This window comes from Citrobacter freundii complex sp. CFNIH4, assembly GCF_002934505.1.
GTDB lineage: Bacteria > Pseudomonadota > Gammaproteobacteria > Enterobacterales > Enterobacteriaceae > Citrobacter > Citrobacter freundii.
The window spans coordinates 20406-40540 of record NZ_CP026231.1 but is presented as its reverse complement, the minus strand read 5'-3'; the positions used below and the strand labels follow the sequence as shown (position 1 = coordinate 40540).

Here is a 20135-nt window from a genome sequence, read left to right as displayed (position 1 = left end):
CCGGATGGCGGCTGCGCCTTATCCGGCCTACGGGCTTAGTAGCTGCTTGCGCTCTTGCCGTCGCCGTGACCCAGCGCTTTCAGCAAGCTAGCCAGCAGGCTGGATGCGCCAAAACGGTAGTGACGAGAATCAGCCCAGTCAGCGCCAAACAGTTCATCGGCAATCGCCAGGAACTGCTGTGCATCTTCTGCAGTACGCACGCCGCCAGCCGGTTTGAAACCTACAGTTTTAGAAACACCCATGTCGCGGATCACTTCCATCATGATGCGTGCGCTTTCCGGCGTCGCATTGACCGGCACTTTACCGGTAGACGTTTTGATGAAATCAGCACCGGCTTTGATGGAGATTTCAGATGCTTTGCGAATCAGTGCTTCTTCTTTCAGCTCACCGGTTTCGATGATCACTTTCAGCAGCACGTTTGCCGCCGCACACGCGTCTTTGCAAGCTTTAACCAGATCAAAACCAATCTGCTCGTTACCGGCGATCAGCGCACGGTACGGGAACACCACGTCAACTTCATCGGCACCGTAGGCGATCGCCGCGCGGGTTTCCGCCAGCGCAATCTCGATGTCGTCGTTGCCGTGCGGGAAGTTGGTGACGGTTGCAATGCGGATGTCCGGCGTACCCTGCTCTTTCAGAGTCTTACGCGCAATAGGGATGAAACGCGGATAGATACAGATTGCGGCAGTGTTGCCAACCGGGGTCTTCGCCTGATGACACAGCGCGATCACTTTTTCATTGGTGTCGTCGTCATTCAGGGTGGTCAGGTCCATCAGTTTCAGTGCACGCAGGCTGCTTGCTGTTAAATCGGTCATAACATTCTCCAACGGCATCGCCGTATAAAATTTCACCTTGCGAGTTTGTTAGTATTCTAACATCCGCTCGCTATTACACTTCGATATACATCACAGTTAATGAAAACCACATACAGATTTGCATTACTCTAATGAGATCTACTTCAAATAAATTACCTTTTCTAAAGGGATGCCGTGGCATCAGGCGCATCCGGATCAAAGGTTGTGGCGGCGTTGCTTTCTACAATGGCGTTACACCTTCGGGACAAAAAGGAATCAACGATGCCCACTTCAAGCGAACTCGCGCTGCAACAGCGTTGCCAACAAATCGTGACCAGCCCGGTGCTCAGCCCTGAGCAGAAACGCCACTTTCTGGCGCTGGAAGCTGAAAACGCGCTGCCTTATCCGCAACTACCTGCACAGGCACGTCAGGCGCTGGATGATGGGGTAATCTGCGATATGTACGAAGGTCATGCCCCGTTCAAACCGCGCTACGTTTTACCCGATTACGCGCGTTTTCTGGCCAATGGTTCATCGTGGCTGGAGCTGGAAGGCGCCAGCGATCTTGATGACGCGTTATCCTTACTCACCATCCTGTACCACCACGTTCCGTCAGTGACGTCGATGCCGGTTTATCTCGGCCAGCTCGATGCTCTGCTGCAACCGTATGTTAGAATTCTAACACAAGAAGAGATCGATATTCGAATAAAACGTTTCTGGCGTTATCTCGACAGAACCCTGCCAGACGCGTTTATGCATGCCAATATCGGCCCCACCGATACTCCAGTTACCCGTGCAATTTTACGCGCAGATGCAGAGTTAAAGCAGGTTTCGCCTAATCTGACATTCATTTATGACCCGCAAATCACACCTGACGATCTGCTGCTCAGCGTGGCGAAAAATATCTGCGAGTGCAGTAAGCCGCATATTTCCAATGGCCCTGAAAATGATAAAATTTTCACAAAAAGTCAGTATGGCGTCGTCAGCTGTTACAACTCTTTGCCGCTCGCCGGGGGTGGTAGCACGCTGGTCAGGCTTAATCTGAAAGCCATCGCAGAGCGCAGCGCCTCTGTCGATGACTTCTTTACGCGCACCCTACCGCACTATTGCCAACAGCAAATCGCCATCATTGATTCACGATGTGAATTCCTCTATGAAAAATCACATTTCTTTGAGAATAGCTTCCTCGTGCAGGAAGGGTTGATTGATCCCGAACGTTTTGTGCCTATGTTCGGCATGTATGGCCTGGCGGAGGCGGTGAATCTACTGTGCGATAAGGCGGGACAAAATGCGCGCTACGGAAAAGATGAGTTCGCCAATCAGCTTGGCTATCGCATCAGCGCCCAACTGGCGGAGTTTGTCGAAAGCACCCCGGTGAAATATGGCTGGAAGCAGCGCGCGATGCTGCATGCACAGTCGGGGATCAGTTCTGACATCGGCACCACGCCGGGTGCACGCCTGCCTTACGGCGATGAACCAGACCCGATTACTCATCTGCAAACCGTCGCGCCACATCACGCGTTTTATCACGCGGGGATCAGCGACATTCTCACGCTGGATGAAACCATCAAGAGCAATCCTCAGGCGCTGGTGCAGCTGTGCCTCGGCGCATTTAAAGCCGGGATGCGTGAGTTTACCGCCAACGTGAGCGGCAACGATCTGGTTCGCGTTACGGGTTACATGGTGCGTCTGTCGGATCTGGAAAAATATCGCGCCGAAGGTTCTCGCACCAACACCACCTGGCTTGGCGAAGAAGCCGCGCGTAATACGCGCATTCTGGAACGACAACCTCGCGTGATTAGCCATGAACAGCAGATGCGCTTCGGTAAGTAAGATTATCCCTTTCTCCTGCGTCGACGGGCCGGGCAGTCGCCTGGCTCTGTTTCTGCAGGGATGTAATCTGCGCTGTAAAAACTGCCACAATCCGTGGACGATGGGACGCTGCAACGACTGCGGGGAGTGTGTGCTGCATTGCCCGCATGAGGCGCTTAGCCTGAGCGCGGGGAAAGTGTGGTGGCAGTCTGATTTGTGTCAGCAGTGTGACACCTGCCTTCATATGTGCCCCCAGCAGGCCACGCCGATGGCGCAGACCATGAGCGTTGATGAGGTGCTGCAGCATATTCGCAAGGCAGCACTGTTTATTGAGGGAATTACGGTCAGCGGCGGCGAAGCGACAACCCAGCTACCGTTTATTGTGGCGTTGTTTCGTGCGATCAAAACCGATCCGCAACTGCAATACCTGACCTGTATGGTCGACAGCAATGGCATGCTGAGCGAAACCGGCTGGCAGAAGCTGCTGTCGGTGTGCGACGGCGTAATGCTGGATTTAAAAGCCTGGGACAGCACGTGTCATCGTCAGTTGACCGGTCGCGATAACACGCTGATTAAACAAAGCATTACCTTTCTGTCCGGGCAAGGGAAACTTGCGGAACTGCGCCTGCTGGTTATCCCTGGTCAGGTGGATTATCTACAGCATATTGATGCGCTGGCGGCGTTTATCAGAGGTTCAGGTGACGTGCCGGTACGGCTGAATGCCTTTCATGCGCACGGGGTGTATGGCGAAGCGAAAGACTGGCCGAGCGCCACGCCGGAGGATGTGGAACACCTGGCGCAAAGATTGCGCGAACGCGGGGTGGATAATTTGATTTTTCCGGCGCTGTACCTGTGATAGCCGGATGCGATGCAATAGCGCCGCATCCGGAATTCAAAAATCAAACAACGCCGTGGTATTACGATACAGCGCGTCAGCGATCACGTCCGCAGGTTCCGGGCGCAGTTCGCATAAGACGTCAAAGACTCTGACTACCTGCTCCGGGCGATTAGGCTGCCCCTGAAAGCCGTTGAGCGGCATATCCGGCGCGTCGGTTTCCAGCAACAGCGACTCGAGCGGCAGCTGCGCCATTACTTCGCGGGTTTTACTGGCGCGCGGATAGGTAATGGTGCCGCCCACGCCAATTTTGTATCCCAGTTGCACAAAGCGTTCGGCCTGCTGCACGCTCCCGGAAAACCCATGCACCACGCCTGTTCGTGGCAAAGCATGGCGTTTAAGGTACATCGCCAGCTTGTCATGCGTGCGTCGCGAATGCAGGATCACCGGCAGTTCGTACCGCTTCGCCAGCTTAAGTTGCGCTTCCAGCACCCGCTCTTGCTTGTCGAATTGCGGAACGTCGCGATACAGATCCAATCCAATCTCACCTACCGCCACCAGCTTTTGTGGGCGCTTATCCAGCACCTGTTGCAACTGGTCCAGGCAGTCATCACTATGTTGTTCAATAACAATGGGATGTAGACCAAGCGCGGCAAATAATGGAGGATAATTTTCCGCTAACGCCAGTACACGGGAAAAATTCGCCGCCTGGGTGGCCGGAACGATAATGCTCTGTACACCAACCTCCGCCGCGTGCTGAATGCTGGCAGGTTCATCGCCGGTAAACGGCGGGAAATCAAAGTGACAGTGCGTATCGATAAAACGATAACTCACGCCAAATCCTCATTATTAAACGTTGTATCGTTGGCCTGAGGCGCATTGGCCACCACCGGCGCGTGGGCATCGTTGGCCACCGGCGCGGGAGGAACCACCACCGGTCCCGGCACCACAATCTTCGGCGTCTGACGAGGCAGCGGCACGTTTTTCCCCAGCAGTTTGCCGACGGTAGCGAGGAAGTAACGACCGCACAGGCGTCCGGTTTTGTAGTCTTCCCGCAAGGCCGGAATACGGCTTCCCAACGCCATGCTATGGAGCGGTTTGGGAGGGTAGATCTCAAAGATACGCAGCTTGCCCGGCGGTTTCTCAATAAAGCTCTGAATCGCGCGATAGGTGGCTTCATGGTGCTGCACCAGATTCAACAGTGGTTGCAGGCTGCTTTCGCCCAGCCAGCGTTCCATACGCTTGAACCACTGCGGGGTGTAATACATTTGCGAAGGCACAGTGCGGATAACCACCAGCGTTTTCGCCCCCTGCTTCGCCGCTTCCTGCACGGGAATGGCGTCGCTGACGCCCCCATCCAGGTAATTCACGCCGTCCAGCACAACCCCTGTGCGGTAGAACCCGGGAATCGCGCTGGAGGCACGAATAAGATCGAGCCAGTTTTGCCGGTTCGGCGAAAAATAGCCCGGCGTGTAGTCATCACCCCGACAGGCGCACATATAAAACGCTTTCCCTGCGGCAAACAAGCGCTCAGCGTTGTCCATCGCCAGCGGCATTTGGGACGAGGTCGAATCCACCAGCCAGTCGAGATCGATTAAGTTTCCCCCGCGCACAAAGCGCACCGGGTCAAAAAACTCACGTCGGGTAGTGTAACGCATGATGACTTTACGACCGTAACCGGGCTGGTTACAGAGATAAGCTGAAAGGTTTTGCGCACCAGCGGACGTCCCGTAGAAGAGATCAAAGGGATTGAACTGCGCGCGCATGAATTCATCCAGTACGCCTGCGGTGAAGATGCCTCTTTGTCCCCCGCCCTCGCACACCAGCGCCATACTGCCTGGTTGAAACGGACGTAACGATAACGGCGCGATATTACCGAGCGTGACGGGTATTCTCTGCCCCACCTCTGCCTTCCTGTTGTTTTTGTAATAGGACAACAAAGTAACGCAAATTGCCTGCAGCTAAAACCGTAAAAGCCAGTCCGCTGGACTGGCTCAGTAGCAAGTTATCTTTACGGTTTACGTACTAGGGTCGTTTACGCCCGGTAAACAGGCTGACCAGAAACAGAATGATACCCACCACAAAAACAATTTTCGCTGCGCCTGCAGCGGTACCCGCCAGTCCACCAAAACCCAGTGCAGCGGCAATTAACGCGATAACCAGAAATATGATGCCCCATCGAAACATATGCTTCTCCTTTACCATAGTTAATTTCACCGCTTGATATGAGCGCTCAGGCTACCCATCGGCGATATTTTCAGTGTGGTGCACAATACGCCTCCCGACAAACGTCAGGAGGGCGAATTAAGTCTAATTAGTGAGTTTTGAGATCGTTTTTAACGCTTTTCACGCCATCAATCGCTTTGGCGATGCTCTCAGCGCGATCGCTTTGAGCTTGTGATTCAACGGTTCCTGAAAGCTGTACCACACCATCGGTGGTTTCAACTTTCACTTTGCGGGATGGGACAATATCATCGGCCAGCAGCTTGGCTTTTACTTCACTAGTGATTGCCGTATCGCCCGCATAACCTTTAACGGAGGTTTCTTTACTATCACGCACGTGCAGTTTGTCGCTAACGGAGGTCACACCCTCAACGCCTTTCGCCACTTTCACCGCTTCTTCAGCCTGCGCCTGGCTTTCAACAAAGCCGCTTAGCGTTACTACTTTCTGATCGGTCTTGACGGAAATATCGGTGCTCTTAATGCTATCGTGGTCCACCAGCGCGGCTTTTACTTTCGCGGTGATGGTGCTGTCATCCATGAAATTACCGACTTTGTTCATAGAGCTATCGACTTTCTGCCCCGCACTTTCGACGCCGGATTGCGCTTTATCCGTCGTGGCGTTTTCTGCATAAGCAGAACCCGTTGCAACAGCGGAGGTCAGCATCACGGCCAGCAGCGTTTTAGAAATCTTAAGTCCTGTCATTGTCATCGATGTATTCCTGTATGTTTTGCTAAAAGCCAGGCTCTGCCGTTACACGGCCTGAACCAGCAACTAATTTTGTAAGTGGAATAAATATCAGCAATAGAAGCTGCAACAGGCAGCCTAAAAAGCATTTAACGCCGATATTTATGTCATCACATTGTTAAATATAGTTCAGGATTTCGTGATCGCTGCCCAATTTGACTGAAAAACAGGCAAACAAAAGAAAAACGCGTAGTTTTAAGAACATTCCGCAAGGGATTTAAAAGACAGGGAAAGTTGCAGGGCACGGCGGATACCGTGCCCTGGAAGGTCGATTAGTGTTCGCGTGTTTTACGGAACTGAACGTCCGGGTAACGTTCCTGGGTGAGATTCAGGTTAACCATGGTTGGCGCGATATAGGTGAGGTTATCGCCGCCATCCAGCGCCAGCTGAATTTCGTTCTTACGCTTAAATTCTTCGAATTTCTTCACGTCAGAACATTCTACCCAGCGTGCAGTCGCCACGTTGACGGATTCATAAATCGCTTCAACGTTGTACTCGCTCTTCAGACGTGAAACCACCACGTCAAACTGCAGCACACCCACCGCACCGACGATCAGATCGTTGTTGGCGATCGGACGGAATACCTGCACTGCACCCTCTTCTGAAAGCTGAACCAGCCCTTTCAGCAGCTGTTTCTGCTTCAATGGATCCTTCAGGCGAATACGACGGAACAGCTCCGGCGCGAAGTTCGGAATACCGGTGAACTTCATCATTTCGCCTTGGGTAAAGGTATCGCCGATCTGGATTGTGCCGTGGTTATGCAGGCCGAGAATATCGCCCGGATACGCTTCTTCCACATGAGAACGGTCACCGGCCATAAAGGTGAGTGCGTCGGAGATCACCACGTCTTTACCAATGCGCACCTGGCGCATTTTCATGCCTTTCTCATACTTGCCGGATACCACACGCATGAACGCCACACGGTCACGGTGTTTCGGGTCCATGTTGGCCTGAATTTTAAACACGAAACCGGTGAACTTCTCTTCTGAGGCTTCGACGACGCGGGTGTCGGTTTTACGCGGCATCGGCGCAGGCGCCCACTCCACTAAGCCATCCAGCATATGGTCAACGCCGAAGTTACCCAACGCGGTACCGAAGAAGACCGGGGTGATTTCGCCCGCAAGGAACAACTCATGGTCGAACTCGTTGGACGCGCCCTGCACCAGCTCCAGCTCGTCACGCAGCTGCTGCGCCAGGTCTTCACCCACGGCAGTATCAAGTTCCGGGTTGTTAAGACCTTTAACAACACGCACTTCCTGAATGGTGTGGCCTTTACCGGTCTGATACAGGTAAGTTTCATCTTTATAAAGGTGGTAGACACCTTTGAACAACTTACCGCAGCCAATCGGCCAGGTGATCGGCGCACAGCCGATTTTCAGTTCGTTCTCAACTTCATCCAGCAGCTCCATCGGATCGCGGATGTCACGGTCGAGTTTGTTCATAAAGGTCAGGATCGGCGTATCGCGCAGACGGGTAACTTCCATCAGCTTACGGGTACGATCTTCAACGCCTTTTGCAGCATCGATAACCATCAGACAGCAGTCCACCGCCGTCAGAGTACGATAGGTATCTTCGGAGAAGTCTTCGTGCCCCGGGGTGTCCAGCAGGTTCACCAGGCAGTCATGATACGGAAACTGCATCACAGAGGTGGTAATGGAGATACCACGTTGCTTTTCCATTTCCATCCAGTCAGATTTTGCATGCTGGCTGGAGCCACGGCCTTTTACCGTACCGGCGGTCTGAATGGCCTGTCCGAATAACAGTACCTTTTCAGTAATTGTCGTTTTACCGGCATCCGGGTGAGAAATAATGGCAAAAGTGCGGCGTTTGGCCACCTCTTGCAAATAAGGAGACAACGTCATAGTCAAATCTTCTTAGGTAAGCACGGCAACGGGCCGGGCAAGTTGAATACGAAAAATTGCGGCTATTTTACCCATCAACGGGGGGGAGGCAATCAGTGTTTACACAGGAGCTGCTCCAGTTCGCTTAATGACGCTACGGTCCAGGTCGGCTGAATGCCCGCTGGCTGCTCGCGGTGGTGCGTATTTAGCCAGCAGGTGGATAGCCCGGCGTTAATGCCGCCAAGAATATCGGACTCTGCGGTGTCACCCACCATTAGCACGCGAGAACGGTCAGGATTGCCCGCCTGCTCCAGCGCATGGTCAAAAATACGGGAATCAGGTTTTGCCACCCCAACCTGCTCAGAAATCACCAGCAGATCGAAATAATCGCGCAGCCCCGTCCGCTCAAGGCGGATTTGCTGCAACGCGGTAAAGCCGTTAGTAATGATGCCGATTTTCGCTTTATCACGAATCGCATTGAGCAGAGAAACCGCCCCCGGCAACGGCGAGCAGATCTCCGCCATCGCATTGATGAATGCATCATTAAGCTGGCCCGGTTCAACCTTCAGGCGTTCGGCCCAGCTCTGAAAACGGGCATGCTGCAGTTGTAATGAGGTAATCGCGCCGTTTTGGTAATCCACCCACAGCGGTTTATTCACGGCCTGGTAGTCCTGAAAATCTTCAGCGGTAAAGGTAATGCTATAGTCGAGAAACATCCGCTGTAAGCCGGTAAACGAGTCAAATGTAAACAGCGTTTCGTCGGCATCAAAGAAAATCCAGTCCCACTTCTTCATCATTACACCTTGTCTTACATGCTGATTGGCAACGCCATGATGATGGCGTCTTCGTGACCATCAGCCGTTGGATAGTAGTTGCGACGGATCGTCGCCTCGTTAAAGCCTAAGCTTTCGTACAGCGCGATAGCGGCCGCATTCGAGGCGCGCACTTCAAGCCACAGCGTCAAAATGCCACGCTTTTCCAGCTCATCGATCAAATGCTCCAACAGCTCACGCCCCAGCCCACGGCGCTGAAAGTCAGGATCGACTGCAATATTGAACAGCGTAGCTTCATCCAGCACGACCTGCGTAATCGCAAAAGCCGCCATCACGTCATCAACCCTCAACTGAAAATTGAGATAGCGATCGCCCTGGTTGCTGGCAAATGTTTTTTCACTCCACGGAAAAGCGTGGGCGCGTTTTTCAATATGAAATGCTGCGGGTAAATCAGTCGGTTCGAGGGAAGAAATCGTGTTCATATGCGCAGATTTGTTGCCATAACGCGGCGCGTGCCGCTGGGTTTTCCCGTAATTCATTAAACGCAGGACTCTCGACCTGAGCGCCCTCCAGCAGCAGCGGCTCTTCGGTTCCCAGCCGCCAGCTATTACAGCGACTGCCTTGCGGCAGCATGGCGACACGGTCAGGCGTCAGTTGTAAAACCTGATCCGGGCTGACGGTTAATGCGCGTAAAATATCGCTCATCAATGGTTCGGTTAGCGCGGGTAACTGTGCAGCAACCATCACCAAACGGACATGCGCAGGAATGGAAATCGCGATCTCGCCCTGCAGTGCGCCAGGACGACGCAACGACCACTGCGTAATGCCCAGTTGCTGTAACTGCCAGTCTCGTCGGGATGTCATAGCGAAACACTCCTGTCTATCAGGGGCGCAAATATAGCAAATTTGTCGAATCCGTGCCATCAAACAACTATAATCCCCCGCTGTACAATTTAAGGAGCATTCCATGTCTGCTTTTACCCCGGCAAGTGAAGTCTTGCTGCGCCACAGTGATGATTTCGAACAAAGCCGTATTCTGTTTGCCGGTGATTTGCAGGATGACCTGCCTGCCCATTTTGAAAGCGCCGCCAGCCGAGCGCACACTCAGCAACTTCACCACTGGCAGGTGCTTAACCGCCAGATGGGCGACAACGTCCGCTTCAGCCTCATCGCGCAGGCCGATGACGTTGCCGATAGCGATACGCTGATCTACTACTGGCCGAAGAATAAGCCGGAAGCCCAGTTCCAGTTGATGAACATTCTGTCGCTGTTACCGGTTGGCACCGATATTTTTGTTGTCGGTGAGAATCGCAGCGGCGTACGTAGCGCAGAGCAGATGCTGGCCGAATACGCACCGTTAAACAAAGTCGACAGCGCACGTCGCTGTGGCCTGTACCACGGTCGTCTGGAAAAACAGCCGGTCTTTGATGCAGAAAAATACTGGGATGAATACCAGACAGAAAATCTGACCATCAAAACGCTGCCGGGCGTCTTCAGCCGTGACGGCCTGGATGTTGGCAGCCAACTGCTGCTCTCCACGCTGACGCCGCACACCAAAGGCAAAGTGCTGGATGTCGGCTGTGGCGCAGGCGTTCTCTCCGTCGCCTTGGCCAGCCACTCGCCGAAAGTGCGCTTAACCCTGTGCGATGTTAGCGCCGCCGCCGTTGAAGCAAGCCGCGCAACGCTTGCAGCCAATGGCATTGAAGGTGACGTCATCGCCAGTAACGTCTTTTCTGACGTAACGGGCCGATTTGATATGATCATCTCCAACCCACCGTTCCACGACGGAATGCAGACCAGCCTTGATGCCGCGCAAACGCTGATTCGCGGCGCCGTGCGTCATCTGAACAGTAGCGGTGAACTGCGTATCGTGGCAAACGCCTTCCTGCCTTATCCGAAGGTTCTGGATGAAGTGTTTGGCTTCCACGAAGTTATCGCGCAGACCGGGCGCTTTAAGGTCTATCGCACCATCATGACGCGCCAGGCGAAAAAAGCCTAACCGCTGTAGGCCAGATAAGGCGTTTACGCCGCCATCTGGCGTGACACCGAGCAACGCCGGATGGCGCTATCGCTTATCCGGCCTGCATAAAACGCCAAAGCAGAAGAAACGCCTTTTTTTTCGGCAATCACGTTAAGTTCGATAATTAACAGTTGACGCCCTGCATAAAATCTCTAGAATTCGCCTCCGTGGTAACGATACTTTTTGAGTGTCGATGGTATGCGAAGGTGGCGGAATTGGTAGACGCGCTAGCTTCAGGTGTTAGTGTCCTTTCGGACGTGGGGGTTCAAGTCCCCCCCCTCGCACCATAATCCACGTTGATATTGCTCGCACTGGGCGAAGGTGGCGGAATTGGTAGACGCGCTAGCTTCAGGTGTTAGTGTCCTTAGGATGTGGGGGTTCGAGTCCCCCCCCTCGCACCAACGAGGCGATATCAAACAAATAAGATGACTGTGCGAAGGTGGCGGAATTGGTAGACGCGCTAGCTTCAGGTGTTAGTGTCCTTAGGATGTGGGGGTTCGAGTCCCCCCCCTCGCACCAATTATCTTATTTCCCTCTCGATTTCCTTCTCTAGTTTTGTTCATCCCTGATTCCAGTTCATTATTACCAGAACAATGCCACCAATCAGCGCCGCGCATGAAGGTAACAAAACAAAGTGCCGTAAACGCTTGTGGTACAACATGAGCGAAGTCAGTAGTAATCCTAATACAATCATCACCTTCCATACGTAGACCGACAGCTCGCTATATGCCATCCCGGCAATCAGCATTCCCGGCAGCAGAACACCCCATCCACTGCCCAGCGTACGTTGCAACATGATTCCACCTATGACACTGATAATGATAACCAATATCATATGATAAAATTTCTCATTTGTCAGCCGTGAAGCACTATCAATTATATGAGTTTTACTTAACGATTGATGACATGAATAACCCAAGGTGATAAATTGCTCACCGGTTAGCTCTTCAACTAAAAACAATAAAAACCTCTGCGAATGATACCCCGTTCGTTATTTGTTTTATTTACCAACACACCTTCGTACGGTAATGACTCCAACTTATTGATAGTGTTTTATGTTCAGATAATGCCCGATGACTTTGTCATGCAGCTCCACCGATTTTGAGAACGACAGCGACTTCCGTCCCAGCCGTGCCAGGTGCTGCCTCAGATTCAGGTTATGCCGCTCAATTCGCTGCGTATATCGCTTGCTGATTACGTGCAGCTTTCCCTTCAGGCGGGATTCATACAGCGGCCAGCCATCCGTCATCCATATCACCACGTCAAAGGGTGACAGCAGGCTCATAAGACGCCCCAGCGTCGCCATAGTGCGTTCACCGAATACGTGCGCAACAACCGTCTTCCGGAGCCTGTCATACGCGTAAAACAGCCAGCGCTGGCGCGATTTAGCCCCGACGTATCCCCACTGTTCGTCCATTTCCGCGCAGACGATGACGTCACTGCCCGGCTGTATGCGCGAGGTTACCGACTGCGGCCTGAGTTTTTTAAATGGCGGAAAATCGTGTTGAGGCCAACGCCCATAATGCGGGCGGTTGCCCGGCATCCAACGCCATTCATGGCCATATCAATGATTTTCTGGTGCGTACCGGGTTGAGAAGCGGTGTAAGTGAACTGCAGTTGCCATGTTTTACGGCAGTGAGAGCAGAGATAGCGCTGATGTCCGGCGGTGCTTTTGCCGTTACGCACCACCCCGTCAGTAGCTGAACAGGAGGGACAGCTGATAGAAACAGAAGCCACTGGAGCACCTCAAAAACACCATCATACACTAAATCAGTAAGTTGGCAGCATCACCAACGGGGTGAATTGCTTATCCTTGGCGTTTATTAAAATAAAAGTATTGGCACTACAATCCAGATAAAGCCAAACTGTCAAGCTATTATTACATGATTACGCATAAATACGTTATTTGTAAAATTAAAATAACTACAATAGATCGTTAGCATGGCTTATGTATTTGCCATCCGGGTAAATAACGCTACATTACAGTCATGCGCCCTCTCATACCTCGGCGAGTGGGAAGTGTTAATATGCCATAACCGTATCGTCGGTGTCTTTTTTCGACACAAAGATTGATCTTAGCCAGAGCCAGCGGGCTCATGCTTCATGATAAAAGTAAACATTCGTCACTCAAAGAGATCCTTTTCAGTCAGAGCGAACCATGCAAACAGAGCAGTCGTCACAGCGAACGGTTACACGGTTATGTATTCAATGCGGTCTTTTTTTACTTCAGCATGGGGCAGAAAGCGCGCTGGTTGACGAGTTATCCACCCGCCTCGGGCTGGCGCTTGGCATGGATAGTGTAGAAAGCGCTATCTCCTCTAACGCTATCGTCCTGACCACCATTAAAGACGGGCAATGCCTGACATCAACGCGAAAAAATCAGGATCGCGGCATTAATATGCACGTCGTGACGGAAGTGCAGCACATTGTCATTTTGGCGGAACATAAACTGCTGGATGTTAAAGGCGTAGAGAAACGCTTTAGCCAGATTAAACCACTGCGCTATCCAAGATGGCTGGTCGCCCTGATGGTCGGTTTATCCTGCGCCTGTTTTTGTAAACTCAATAACGGCGGATGGGATGGTGCGGTGATCACCTTTCTTGCCAGCATGGTGGCGATGTATATCCGCCAGATACTGGCATCCCGGCATTTGCATCCGCAAATCAATTTTTGCATCACCGCCTTTGTGGCGACCACCATTTCAGGTTTGCTGCTGACGTTGCCGACCTTTAGCAATACTCCGACTATCGCTATGGCCGCCAGCGTGCTACTGCTGGTTCCGGGCTTTCCGTTGATCAACTCCGTCGCGGATATGTTTAAGGGACACATTAATACCGGACTCGCTCGCTGGGCTATTGCCAGTCTGCTTACGTTGGCGACCTGTATTGGCGTGATCGTGTCGATGACCTTATGGGGGCTGCGCGGATGGGCGTGATCGATTTCATACTGGCGCTGATGCAGGATATGATCCTGTCAGCGATCCCGGCGCTTGGCTTTGCCATGGTATTCAATGTCCCCCATCGGGCGCTCCCATGGTGCGCATTACTCGGCGCACTCGGTCACGGCTCACGAATGGTGATGATGACCGCAGGGTTTAATATTGAATGGTCAACATTTATGGCGTCGCTGCTGGTCGGCTGCATTGGGATCCAGTGGTCGCGCTGGTATCTGGCGCATCCGAAAGTCTTCACCGTCGCGGCAGTGATCCCTATGTTTCCGGGGATCTCCGCCTACACAGCCATGATCTCAGCGGTAAAAATCGGCCATTTCGGTTACAGCGAAGTGCTGATGATTACCCTGCTGACCAACTTCCTGAAAGCCTCATCGATTGTCGGTGCGCTCTCCATCGGTCTGTCCGTGCCAGGATTATGGCTGTATCGCAAACGTCCACGCGTTTAACGGTGCACTTTCTTTAATACCGTGCAGAGAGGGGAATCTCCCCTCACCTGCTGCTCTCCTTCTTCTCTGTGTTACTATAAAAGCAGTCCCCTTCTCGGTTGTTGTTCAGTATTGAGAAACATTATGCCCTGCAAAATTTTGACGCCAGACGTCACGAGCATTGACGCCTTATTACACGATCACCACGCTGTGCTGGCCAAGTCTGCGGGTGGCGCCGTAGCCGTATTCGCTAACAATGCACCAGCGTTTTACGCGGTGACGCCTGCGAGACTGGCTGAGCTGTTGGCGCTTGAGGAGAAACTGTCACGCCCGGGAAGCGATGTGACATTGGATGATCAATTTTATGAAGAGCCGCAAACCGCTCCCGTTGCCGTGCCAATGGGGAAATTTGCGATGTACGCTGCCTGGCAGCCTGATGCCGACTTTCAGCGTCAGGCCGCTTTATGGGGCGTAGCGTTGCGAGAGCCGGTTACTGCTGAAGAACTGGCCTCATTTGTTGCCTACTGGCAGGCTGAAGGCAAAGTCTTTCACCATATTCAGTGGCAGCAAAAACTGGCGCGAAGCATTCAGATTGGACGGGCCAGCAATGGCGGAATGCCAAAGCGCGATGTGAACAGCGTCAGTGAACCTGACAGCCACATTCCACCGGGTTTTAGAGGATAACGATGAAAAACGTTGGCGACCTGATGAAACGTCTGCAAAAAATGATGCCACCTAATGTCGAGCCCGCCTTTAAAACGGGCGAGGAGCTGCTGGCATGGCAAAAAGAGCAAGGTGAAATTCGTGCCGCAGCGCTGGCCCGCGAAAACCGGGCCATGAAAATGCAGCGCACATTCAACCGATCCGGTATCCGTCCGCTGCATCAGAACTGTTCGTTCGAAAACTATCGGGTAGAGTGCGAAGGTCAGATGAACGCCCTGAGCAAAGCCCGCCAATACGTTGAAGAGTTTGACGGCAACATCGCCAGCTTTATCTTCTCCGGCAAACCCGGCACCGGCAAAAACCATCTGGCCGCCGCCATCTGCAACGAACTGCTATTGCGCGGCAAGTCGGTACTGATCATTACCGTGGCCGATATCATGTCGGCGATGAAAGAAACGTTCAGCAATCGTGAAACCAGCGAAGAACAGCTACTCAACGATCTGAGCAATGTGGATCTGCTGGTGATCGACGAGATCGGCATGCAGACCGAATCCCGCTATGAAAAAGTGATTATTAATCAAATTGTCGATCGCCGTTCATCCTCAAAACGTCCGACCGGCATGTTAACTAACAGCAATATGGATGAAATGAACAAGCTGTTGGGCGAGCGCGTGATGGATCGTATGCGCCTTGGCAACAGCCTGTGGGTCATTTTTAACTGGGAAAGCTACCGTAGTCGGGTCACCGGTAAAGAGTATTAACGTATTAGGACCACTCCTAAGACTGCCAGCGCTATACTGCGCTGAAAAGGCATAACACGAGTTGCAAATAATGATGAAAACTACCAAACGTCTGCTGTGCTGTGCGCTTGCCGCCAGCACGCTCATCTCCACCAGCGTTTTCGCCGCCTCCTGGCAGGATTCGCTCTCCAGCGCGGCCAGTGAGCTAAGCAAACAAAGCTCCGGCTCGCAAAGCAGCTCGTCGCTCTCTTCCCTGACCAGCCTGCTGAATGGCAGCAATCAGTCGTTGACCTCCAGCAGCATGAATAACGCCGCCGGGATCCTGGAATATTGCGCGAAACAGAAGCTGGCCTCGGTCACCGACACGCAAAACGTGAAAAACCAGGTGCTGGATAAACTGGGGCTCAGTGCTCCTGAGCAGAAGCAAGACACCAACTATATGGACGGGATTCAGGGTCTGCTCAACGCCAAAGATGGTCAACAGCTGGACCTGAACACGATTGGCAACAGCTCGCTGGCGAAACAGGTTAAAACCAAGGCCTGCGATCTGGTGTTAAAACAGGGCATGAACTTCATTTCCTGACGCACGACACGCCGCGTATAACCTGCGCGGCATCTATTTATTTCCGTCAATACATTCACATTTCAAATAAATAGTAATTCCCCACAAAAACGCGCATATCTAAGGAAGGTGCGAATAAGCAGGTCATTTCTTCCCAAGCTGACTCGCTGATTAAAATTTCGCGGATCTGGGCCGATTTTTTTCCCGCAAACACATCGAATCAGCCTATTTAGGCTATTTTTTCCACCATTTCTGGCGTTATTTCCGGTTTTTACTGAGATCTCTCCCACTGACGTATCATTTGGTCCACCCGAAACAGGTTGGCCAGGGTGAATAACATCGCCAGTTGGTTATCGTTTTTCAGCAGCCCCTTGTATCTGGCTTTCACGAAGCCGAACTGCCGCTTGATGATGCGAAACGGGTGCTCCACCTTGGCACGGATGCTGGCTTTCATGTATTCGATGTTGATGGCCGTTTTGTTCTTGCGCGGATGCTGCTTCAAGGTTTTTACCTTGCCGGGACGCTCGGCGATCAGCCAGTCAACATCCACCTCGGCCAGCTCCTCGCGCTGTGGCGCTCCTTGGTAGCCGGCATCGGCTGAGACAAATTGCTCCTCTCCATGAAGCAGATTACACAGCTGATTGAGGTCATGCTCGTTGGCCGCGGTGGTAACTAGGCTGTGGGTCAGGCCACTCTTGGCATCGACACCAATGTGGGCCTTCATGCCAAAGTGCCACTGATTGCCTTTCTTGGTCTGATGCATCTCCGGATCGCGTTGCTGCTCTTTGTTCTTGGTAGAGCTGGGTGCCTCAATGATGGTGGCATCCACCAAAGTGCCTTGGGTCATCATGACGCCTGCTTCGGCCAGCCAGCGATTGATGGTCTTGAACAATTGACGGGCCAGTTGATGCTGCTCGAGCAGGTGGCGGAAATTCATGATGGTGGTGCGATCCGGCAGGGCGCTATCCAGGGATAATCGGGCAAACAGGCGCATGGAGGCGATTTCGTACAGGGCATCTTCCATGGCACCGTCGCTCAGGTTGTACCAATGCTGCATGCAGTAAATACGCAGCATGGTCTCCAGCGGATAGGGCCGTCGGCCATTGCCCGCCTTGGGATAAAACGGCTCGATGACAGCGGTCATATTCTGCCATGGCAGAATCTGCTCCATGCGGGAGAGGAAAATCTCTTTTCGGGTCTGACGGCGCTTAGTGCTGAATTCACTATCGGCGAAGGTGAGTTGATGGCTCATGATGTCCCTCTGGGATGCGCTCCGGATGAATATGATGATCTCATATCAGGAACTTGTTCGCACCTTCCCTAAACCAATTCTGAATAACAACGTAATTTAATGTCACTACAATTGCAGCAATGTAACAACGCTATTACATTGTGCTTTCCCCTAATGATTAGCCTGCCAGGCATGTGCCCGGTTTACTGAGGATCGACCGTTGTCAGAATTAATCTCCATCACTCTGTTTCTCGCTTCAGTGCTGATTTACGCCTGGAAAGCGGGTCGCAACACCTGGTGGTTTGCCGCCACGTTATCGGTGCTGGGGATTTTTATTGTCCTGAATATCACGCTGTACGCCAGTGACTATTTCACCGGCGACGGGATCAATGACGCGGTACTCTACACGCTGACCAACAGTCTGACCGGCGCAGGGATCGGCAAATATATCCTGCCGGGCGTTGGGATCGCGCTGGCGCTGACGACCGTTTTTGTCGCGCTCGGCTGGATCCTGCGCCGCCGTCGCCATCACCCGCATCATGTGGGTTACAGTCTGCTGGCCCTGCTGCTGGCGCTGGCCTCCGTTGACGCCAGCCCGGCGTTTCACCAGATAACCGAACTGGTGAAGTCGCAGTCGCGCGATGGCGATCCGGATTTCACGACGTATTATAAAGAGCCGTCGAAAACCATTCCCAACCCGAAGCTGAACCTGGTGTATATCTACGGTGAGAGCCTCGAGCGCACCTATTTTAATAACGACGCGTTCCCGGATCTGACCCCGGAACTCGGCGCGTTAAAAAATGAAGGTCTGGATTTCAGCAATACCATGCAACTACCGGGTACTGATTACACCATCGCTGGCATGGTCGCCTCCCAGTGCGGTATTCCGCTGTTTGCGCCATTTGAAGGCAACGCCTCGGCGTCGGTCTCAAGTTTCTTCCCTAACAATATCTGTCTGGGCGATATCCTGAAAAACTCCGGCTATCAGAACTACTTTGTGCAGGGTGCCAACCTGCGCTTTGCCGGCAAAGACGTGTTCCTGAAATCTCACGGCTTTGACCATCTGTACGGTGCGGAAGAGTTAAAAAGCGTGGTGGCGGACCCGGCCTATCGTAACGACTGGGGCTTCTACGACGATACCGTGCTGGACGAAGCATGGAAAAAATTCGAAGAGCTTTCGCGCTCGGGCCAGCGTTTTTCACTGTTTACCCTGACCGTGGACACCCATCATCCGGATGGATTTATCTCACGTAGCTGCAACCGTAAACGTTATGACATCGACGGGAAGGCCAACCAGTCGTTCAGCGCGGTCAGCTGCAGCCAGGAAAGCATTGCCGAATTTATCAATAAAATCAAAGCATCGCCGTGGTTTAAAGATACCGTTATCGTTGTTTCTTCCGATCATCTGGCGATGAACAACACCGCATGGAAGTATCTGAACAAGCAGGATCGTAACAACCTGTTCTTCGTGCTGCGCGGCGACCAACCGCAACAGGACACGCTGGCGGTAAAACGTAATACGATGGATAACGGCGCAACGGTACTGGATATTCTCGGCGGCGATAACTTTATCGGTCTTGGCCGTAGCAGCTTGTCTAGCGAATCCGTGTCGGAAGTATTCCTGAACATTAAAGAAAAAATGCTGGCGTGGAAGCCCGATATCATTCGCCTGTGGAATTTCCCGAAAGAGATGAAAGAGTTCACCGTCGACCAGGACAAAAATATGATCTCCTTCTCCGGCAGCCATTTCCGCTTGCCGTTGCTTTTACGGGTATCGGACAAACGCGTCGAGCCGCTGCCGGAAAGCGAATACTCGGCCCCGCTGCGCTTCCAGCTGGCGGATTTCGCCCCGCGCGATAACTTTGTCTGGATCGATCGCTGCTACAAAATGGCGCAACTATGGGCGCCGGAGCTGGCACTTTCTACCGACTGGTGCGTTTCACAGGGTCAGTTAGGCGGGCAGCAAATTGTGCAGCACGTCGACAAAGCCAAATGGAAAAGTAAAACCGTATTTAAAGATACGGTGATCGACATGGAGCGCTACAAAGGTAACGTCGATACGCTGAAAATTGTCGATAACGACATTCGCTACAAAGCAGATAGCTTCGTTTTCAACGTGGCGGGCGCGCCGGAAGAGGTGAAACAATTTAGCGGTATTTCACGCCCCGAATCCTGGGGACGCTGGTCCAATGCGCAGCTCAGCGAAGAAGTAACGATTGAGTACAAAGCCCCGCTACCGAAGAAATTCGATCTGGTCATTACCGCGAAAGCCTTCGGCGACAATGCCAATCGTCCGATCCCCGTGCGCGTTGGCAACGAGGAACAGACGCTGGTGTTAGGCCATGACGTCAGCACCACTACCTTACATTTTGATAACCCGGCGGATGCCGATACGCTGGTTATTGTTCCACCCGATCCGGTCGCCACCAACGAGGGCAATATTCTCGGTCACTCACCGCGTAAGCTGGGGATCGGGATGGTTGAAATCAAAATAGTGGCTGCTCAGGGATAAAAAAAA

The 20135-nt window shown here is 52.6% G+C and carries 22 protein-coding genes and 3 tRNA genes; 12 read left to right on the top strand and 13 right to left on the bottom strand.

Translation table 11 applies throughout. The features are described from left to right. Positions 1–35 precede the first annotated feature (35 nt). Positions 36–815 carry a deoxyribose-phosphate aldolase gene (gene deoC, locus C2U41_RS00230; RefSeq protein ID WP_003019042.1) on the bottom strand — a complete coding sequence of 260 codons (780 nt, stop codon included), beginning with the start codon at positions 813–815 and terminating at the stop codon, positions 36–38. A 261-nt stretch (positions 816–1076) separates the two neighbouring features. Between deoC and C2U41_RS00225 the strand changes: the two genes are divergently transcribed. Both C2U41_RS00225 and C2U41_RS00220 read left to right on the top strand, forming a co-directional pair. Further along, positions 1077–2627: a YjjI family glycine radical enzyme gene (locus C2U41_RS00225; RefSeq protein WP_103848346.1), complete on the top strand. Its 1551-nt coding sequence runs from the start codon at positions 1077–1079 to the stop codon at positions 2625–2627. Further along, positions 2599–3462, top strand: a complete 864-nt coding sequence (locus tag C2U41_RS00220) for a YjjW family glycine radical enzyme activase (protein ID WP_103848345.1) — start codon at positions 2599–2601, stop codon at positions 3460–3462. Before C2U41_RS00225 ends, C2U41_RS00220 begins: the two co-directional genes overlap by 29 nt. A gap of 36 nt (positions 3463–3498) precedes the next feature. On the opposite strand, the gene C2U41_RS00215 is transcribed toward C2U41_RS00220, so the two are convergent. From C2U41_RS00215 to holD, 8 genes are all read right to left on the bottom strand, one after another. Continuing rightward, entirely contained in the window at positions 3499–4275 is a 777-nt protein-coding gene (locus C2U41_RS00215) for a metal-dependent hydrolase (RefSeq protein WP_103848344.1), read from the bottom strand. Next, positions 4272–5345 carry a patatin-like phospholipase family protein gene (locus tag C2U41_RS00210; RefSeq protein ID WP_003837277.1) on the bottom strand — a complete coding sequence of 358 codons (1074 nt, stop codon included), beginning with the start codon at positions 5343–5345 and terminating at the stop codon, positions 4272–4274. The genes C2U41_RS00215 and C2U41_RS00210 overlap by 4 nt, the downstream gene beginning before the upstream one ends. Before the next feature lie 121 nt (positions 5346–5466). Then, entirely contained in the window at positions 5467–5628 is a 162-nt protein-coding gene (locus C2U41_RS00205) for a DUF1328 domain-containing protein (protein ID WP_003019081.1), read from the bottom strand. A 127-nt stretch (positions 5629–5755) separates the two neighbouring features. Further along, positions 5756–6373, bottom strand: a complete 618-nt coding sequence (gene osmY, locus C2U41_RS00200) for a molecular chaperone OsmY (protein ID WP_003845622.1) — start codon at positions 6371–6373, stop codon at positions 5756–5758. 308 nt (positions 6374–6681) lie between these two features. Continuing rightward, a complete protein-coding gene (gene prfC / locus C2U41_RS00195) occupies positions 6682–8271 on the bottom strand; it encodes a peptide chain release factor 3 (protein ID WP_003019086.1) in 1590 nt (529 codons plus the stop codon). 92 nt (positions 8272–8363) lie between these two features. Next, positions 8364–9044 carry a pyrimidine 5'-nucleotidase gene (gene yjjG / locus C2U41_RS00190; RefSeq protein ID WP_003019088.1) on the bottom strand — a complete coding sequence of 227 codons (681 nt, stop codon included), beginning with the start codon at positions 9042–9044 and terminating at the stop codon, positions 8364–8366. Positions 9045–9058: 14 nt separating this feature from the next. Continuing rightward, positions 9059–9505, bottom strand: coding sequence for a ribosomal protein S18-alanine N-acetyltransferase (rimI, locus tag C2U41_RS00185; RefSeq protein ID WP_003019092.1), 447 nt, complete (start codon positions 9503–9505; stop codon positions 9059–9061). Then, positions 9474–9887 (bottom strand): DNA polymerase III subunit psi, encoded by a 414-nt coding sequence (holD, locus tag C2U41_RS00180; protein ID WP_003837254.1) that lies wholly within the window; start codon positions 9885–9887, stop codon positions 9474–9476. Before holD ends, rimI begins: the two co-directional genes overlap by 32 nt. A gap of 103 nt (positions 9888–9990) precedes the next feature. Here holD and rsmC point away from each other — a divergent pair, with 103 nt between their 5' ends. From rsmC to C2U41_RS00160, 4 genes are all read left to right on the top strand, one after another. After that, complete coding sequence (gene rsmC / locus C2U41_RS00175; RefSeq protein WP_103848343.1) at positions 9991–11022, top strand: 16S rRNA (guanine(1207)-N(2))-methyltransferase RsmC; 1032 nt, start codon at positions 9991–9993, stop codon at positions 11020–11022. 221 nt (positions 11023–11243) lie between these two features. After that, positions 11244–11330, top strand: a tRNA-Leu gene (locus tag C2U41_RS00170). 28 nt (positions 11331–11358) lie between these two features. Next, a tRNA-Leu gene (locus C2U41_RS00165) sits at positions 11359–11444 on the top strand. Between the two features lie 32 nt (positions 11445–11476). Next, a tRNA-Leu gene (locus tag C2U41_RS00160) sits at positions 11477–11562 on the top strand. A 40-nt stretch (positions 11563–11602) separates the two neighbouring features. Here C2U41_RS00160 and C2U41_RS00155 read toward each other — a convergent pair. Both C2U41_RS00155 and C2U41_RS00150 read right to left on the bottom strand, forming a co-directional pair. After that, a complete protein-coding gene (locus tag C2U41_RS00155) occupies positions 11603–11839 on the bottom strand; it encodes a DUF1435 domain-containing protein (protein ID WP_072144002.1) in 237 nt (78 codons plus the stop codon). A gap of 243 nt (positions 11840–12082) precedes the next feature. After that, positions 12083–12780, bottom strand: a protein-coding gene (locus C2U41_RS00150) for an IS1-like element IS1B family transposase (RefSeq protein WP_095033700.1) whose coding sequence is annotated in 2 segments (ribosomal slippage) — positions 12083–12531 and positions 12531–12780 — 699 coding nt in all. Because the reading frame shifts where the segments join, the coding sequence is not laid out codon by codon here. 421 nt (positions 12781–13201) lie between these two features. On the opposite strand from C2U41_RS00150, the gene C2U41_RS00140 reads away from it, so the two are divergent. From C2U41_RS00140 to C2U41_RS00120, 5 genes are all read left to right on the top strand, one after another. Further along, entirely contained in the window at positions 13202–13978 is a 777-nt protein-coding gene (locus tag C2U41_RS00140; RefSeq protein WP_103849259.1) for a threonine/serine ThrE exporter family protein, read from the top strand. Further along, entirely contained in the window at positions 13969–14442 is a 474-nt protein-coding gene (locus C2U41_RS00135) for a threonine/serine exporter (protein ID WP_003019127.1), read from the top strand. The genes C2U41_RS00140 and C2U41_RS00135 overlap by 10 nt, the downstream gene beginning before the upstream one ends. A gap of 123 nt (positions 14443–14565) precedes the next feature. Further along, positions 14566–15105: a primosomal protein DnaT gene (gene dnaT / locus C2U41_RS00130; protein ID WP_003019130.1), complete on the top strand. Its 540-nt coding sequence runs from the start codon at positions 14566–14568 to the stop codon at positions 15103–15105. Positions 15106–15107: 2 nt separating this feature from the next. Next, positions 15108–15845, top strand: a complete 738-nt coding sequence (gene dnaC, locus C2U41_RS00125) for a DNA replication protein DnaC (RefSeq protein ID WP_003019133.1) — start codon at positions 15108–15110, stop codon at positions 15843–15845. A gap of 70 nt (positions 15846–15915) precedes the next feature. Continuing rightward, positions 15916–16407, top strand: a complete 492-nt coding sequence (locus tag C2U41_RS00120; protein ID WP_003830016.1) for a DUF2501 domain-containing protein — start codon at positions 15916–15918, stop codon at positions 16405–16407. Positions 16408–16469: 62 nt separating this feature from the next. Here C2U41_RS00120 and C2U41_RS29910 read toward each other — a convergent pair whose 3' ends face one another. Both C2U41_RS29910 and C2U41_RS00110 read right to left on the bottom strand, forming a co-directional pair. Further along, on the bottom strand, positions 16470–16676 hold the full coding sequence (locus tag C2U41_RS29910; RefSeq protein ID WP_308457702.1) for a hypothetical protein: 207 nt from the start codon (positions 16674–16676) through the stop codon (positions 16470–16472). Beyond that, a complete protein-coding gene (locus tag C2U41_RS00110) occupies positions 16658–17638 on the bottom strand; it encodes an IS5-like element ISKpn26 family transposase (protein ID WP_032170067.1) in 981 nt (326 codons plus the stop codon). Before C2U41_RS00110 ends, C2U41_RS29910 begins: the two co-directional genes overlap by 19 nt. Positions 17639–17837: 199 nt before the next feature. Here C2U41_RS00110 and opgB point away from each other — a divergent pair, with 199 nt between their 5' ends. After that, positions 17838–20129 (top strand): phosphatidylglycerol--membrane-oligosaccharide glycerophosphotransferase, encoded by a 2292-nt coding sequence (gene opgB, locus C2U41_RS00105; RefSeq protein WP_104427088.1) that lies wholly within the window; start codon positions 17838–17840, stop codon positions 20127–20129. Positions 20130–20135: the final 6 nt, after the last annotated feature.